General features: G+C 76.5%; 4 protein-coding genes. 1 reads left to right on the top strand and 3 read right to left on the bottom strand.

Features of this window, described 5'->3' with window-relative positions:
• Window positions 1–55: 55 nt before the first annotated feature.
• Window positions 56–1,387: a CaiB/BaiF CoA-transferase family protein gene (locus EF918_RS33620; protein ID WP_260610927.1), complete on the bottom strand. Its 1,332-nt coding sequence runs from the start codon at window positions 1,385–1,387 to the stop codon at window positions 56–58.
• A 90-nt stretch (window positions 1,388–1,477) separates the two neighbouring features.
• A complete protein-coding gene (locus EF918_RS33615; RefSeq protein WP_125652677.1) occupies window positions 1,478–2,665 on the bottom strand; it encodes a type ISP restriction/modification enzyme in 1,188 nt (395 codons plus the stop codon).
• A gap of 87 nt (window positions 2,666–2,752) precedes the next feature.
• On the opposite strand from EF918_RS33615, the gene EF918_RS37435 reads away from it, so the two are divergent.
• A complete protein-coding gene (locus EF918_RS37435; protein ID WP_185922049.1) occupies window positions 2,753–2,914 on the top strand; it encodes a hypothetical protein in 162 nt (53 codons plus the stop codon).
• A gap of 85 nt (window positions 2,915–2,999) precedes the next feature.
• Here EF918_RS37435 and EF918_RS33610 read toward each other — a convergent pair whose 3' ends face one another.
• The gene (locus tag EF918_RS33610) at window positions 3,000–3,749 is read right to left on the bottom strand and encodes a GntR family transcriptional regulator (RefSeq protein WP_125652676.1); all 750 of its coding nucleotides are present in this window, start codon (window positions 3,747–3,749) and stop codon (window positions 3,000–3,002) included.
• Window positions 3,750–3,763 lie beyond the last annotated feature (14 nt).

The raw sequence follows: 3,763 nt of genomic DNA, 5'->3' as shown, positions 1-3,763 counted from the left end.
CCCGCCAGCGGTCCCGGGCCGCCGGCTGGGGGTGCCCCACCGACCCCCGGCTCCCTCAGGCGATCACACCGTCCCGGCGCAGTGCCGAGATCTGCGCGCCCGTCATCCCCAGGGCGCACAGCAGGGCTTCGGTGTGCTCGCCGAGCGCGGGCACCGCGCCCATGCGCGGCTCCGCGCCGTCCGGCAGCACGATCGGCGGCAGCAGGGCCCGCAGCGGACCCGCCGGTGTCCGCACCTCCCGCCAGCGGTCCCGGGCCGCCAGCTGGGGGTGCCCGGCGAGCTGGGCCACCGAGTTCAGCCGGGCGCAGGCGATCCCGGCGCCCTCCAGCCGCTCCAGCGCCTCGGCCGCCCCGAGCCGCCCCAGGGCCTCGGCCACCACGGCATCGGTCTGTGCGCGGTGCGCGGTCCGTGCCGCGTTCGTCGCGTACGCCGGGTCCTCGGCCAGCTCCGGACGTCCGAGCACCTGCTCCGCCAGCCGCCGCCACTCGCGGTCGTTCTGCACCGACAGCAGCACCTGGTCCCCGTCGGCGGTCCCGTACGCGTCGTAGGGCGCGATCACCGCGTGCGCCAGGCCCGTGCGCGCGGGCTGCTCCCCTCCGTGCATCGTGTGGTGCAGCGGATGCCCCATCCACTCGGCGAGCGCGTCGAGCATCGACACCTCCACCCGGCCCCCGCGCCCGGTGGTCCCGCGCCGCAGCAGGGCGGCCAGCACCCCGGAGAAGGCGTACATGGCGGCGGCGATGTCGGCGGCCGGGATACCGGCCTTGACCGGCCGGGAGGGCGTGCCGGTGACCGAGACCAGGCCGGCCTCGCACTGCACCAGCATGTCGTAGGCGCGCTTCTGGGCGTACGGGCCCTCGGGGCCGTAGCCGGAGATGTCGACCGCGACCAGCCGGTCGTAGCGGGCGCACAGGGTCGCCGCGTCCAGCCCCAGCCGGGCGGCGGCGCCCTGGGCGAGGTTCTGCACGAACACGTCCGCCCCGGCCAGCAGCCCGTGCAGGACCTCCCGCCCGCGCGGGTCCTTCAGGTCCAGGGCCAGGGACTCCTTGCCGCGGTTGGCCCAGACGAAGTGCGAGGCGAGGCCACCCGCCGCGGTGTCGTAGCCCCGGGCGAAGTCGCCCCCGTCCGGCCGCTCCACCTTCACGACGCGGGCGCCGAGGTCAGCGAGCTGGCGGGTGGCGAACGGCGCCGAGACCGCCTGCTCGACGGCGACGACGGTGATCCCGTCGAGCGGCAACGGCACGGCCCCGGCCGGGCGGGCCGGGCGGGCCGGGCGGGCCCGGGGCGCCGGGGGCTCCGGGTTCGCTGCCTCCGTCGGGTCCGTCGGGTCCGTCGGATCTGTCGGGTCCATCGGGTCCATCGGGTCCATCGGGTCTGTTGGGTCCATCGGGTTCATCGAGTCCATGACACCGATGCCTATCGGCTCACCGTGGGTGCTGTCAGCAGGGAGACCCGAGGAGGCGCCCGCCAGGACCCCTCAGAGCAGGGCGAACTGGCCGCCCGGGCCCTCCTCGTGGTGGTCCAGCACCGACGCCGGGCGCCGCGAGCGGCGCGGCGGCGGCAGTACGCCGGCCGCGCGGAGGTCGGCGGACGGCAGGAGCGGGCCCACGGCGAGTGCGGCCCGGGCCGGCTCCAGTTCGGCCAGCAGGGCCAGCGTGGTGACCAGGGACAGCAGCTCCGAGGTCCAGGACTGCGGCCACTCGGCCGGGCCGAGCGCTTCGAGCCCTTCCCCGTCCCGGTACGCGGTGCGCGCGGCGAACCACCGCTCCAGCACCCGCACCCCGGACACCTCGTACTCCCAGGCCCCGGCCGGGACCGGCGAGACGGCGCCCTCGTCCAGGTACAGGGTCTCGCTCCCGGCGTCGTACGCCAGGGCCGACGGCCGGGCCGGCAACGCCTGGCGCACGTAGGGTCGCCGGCCGCCCGGCAGCCGCGGGGGCTCGCCGCCCCGGGCCCCGCGCAGCTGGATCCGCAGCAGCCGGTGGCCGAGTTCCAGCCCGGCCCGCCACTGCTCGGCCGCGGCCGGCAGCGGCACCCGTAGCCCGCCCGGGCCGGGCCGGGCTGCCGCGAGCACCCAGCAGAGCAGGTCCTCCGGGGCGACCCAGGTGCCGTAGCGGGCGCCGAGCAGGTCCAGCAGGCCCGGCGCGAGGTTCGGTTCGGCGCCGCCGGGGCGGCGGTGCAGCGGGCGGACGGGGCCCGTCCGCCCGGCCGGCAGCAGGGCCGTGACCAGGACCTGCGGGCCGGCCTCCAGCAGGAACAGCTGCTGCTCGTCCCGCACCCGCCACAGCTCCGGCCGGGCCGCGTCGATCAGCCGCTGGTCGGGCAGCAGCCACTGCTCGTCGAAGGGCTCGTGCAGCACCCGTACCGGCTCGGGGAACGGCCCCGGCGCCGCGGAGAACCGGCCGGTCGCCGTCCGCTGCCCCGGCAGGGCGGCGGCCCCGGCGTGCGGGCTCCGGGCCCGCGTCGGCCGGAACAGCCGGTCCCGCTCCGGGGCGTCCGCCCCGGTCAGCGCCGTCCAGCGGGCCCGCAGGGTGCCCGGGTCCGGGGCGGTCACCCAGGCCCGGCCCAGCCGCAGGCCGGGCACGGACCAGGGGAGCAGGTCGTCCAGCAGCGGCCCGGCCGCGTCCTCGGCGCCGTCGGGGCCCTCCGTCACGTTCGCACTCATGCTCACGCCGCAGATGGTAGGGGGTGCCCCGGTACCGGCGGACGCTTACGCTCCTTGTGTGGACATGTTCCGACCGAGGAGGCGGTCATGAGCCAGTACGACGAATACTCGACCCCGTCGCAGGCCGAGGGCGAACGCCTCGACGACGACATGGACGAGAAGGAACGCAGGCAGCGCCACCCGCAGACCCTGCGCACCACCCCGTCCCAGGCGGAGGGCGAACGCGGCGCGGACGACGACGAACGCTGACCGCGGGGGCACCGAAGGGCCCGTCCGACCCTGATCCGGCGGATCGGCCGGATCTGCCTGATCCGCCGGACGGGCTCGACAGGCCCTAGTGCGCGTCGACCGTCACCGTGAACGAGAAGCGGTCCCCCCGGTACCGGATCCGCGCCACGTCCACCACCCGGCCGTCCTCGTCGTAGGTGACGCCCGTGTAGTGCAGGATCGGGCTCAGCAGCGGTACGTCGAGCAGCTCGGCGGTGGTGGGGTCGGCCAGCCGCGCCTCGACGGTGTCGGTGATGCGGCTGATCCGCACCCCGACCACGTCCCGCAGCACCTTCGTCATCGGCCAGCGCTCCAGGTCGGCGAGGTCCACGGAGCCGGCCAGCTCGGGGAGGACCGCGTTCTCGGCCCAGTTCGTCGGCTCACCGCTGTCGCCGTCGCGGCGCAGCCGCCGGTACGTGACCAGCTCGGCGGCGTCCGGGAAGTACGCGCGCAGCTCCCCGGGCACCGGGCCCCGCTCCTGGCCCAGCACCGTGGTGCGCTCGCCGGACTGCTGGGCCACGATCGCGTCGACCGAGCCCAGCAGCCGGACCGGGGCCCCGCGCTGGGCCCCCGGCTCGATGAACGTGCCCCGCCGCCGGTGCCGGCTGATCAGCCCCTCCTGCTCCAGCTCCTTCAGGGCCTGCCGCATGGTCAGCACGCTCACCCCGTAGTGCTCCGCGAGCTGCTCCTCGGTGGGCAGCCGCAGCGGGTCGTCCGGGGTGCGCCCCAGTATCGAGGCGCGCAGCGACTGCGACACCTGGTACCACAGGGGCAGCTTCCGGTTGAGCACCAGCGAGTCGGGGGCGAAGGGGGTCACGGGCGGTTCGCCGT

Source organism: Streptomyces sp. WAC06614, from assembly GCF_003949795.1.
In the GTDB taxonomy this organism is placed as follows: Bacteria; Actinomycetota; Actinomycetes; order Streptomycetales; family Streptomycetaceae; genus Streptomyces.
Note: the sequence above shows the minus strand (reverse complement) of the source record. Positions and strands in the feature narration are given on the sequence as shown.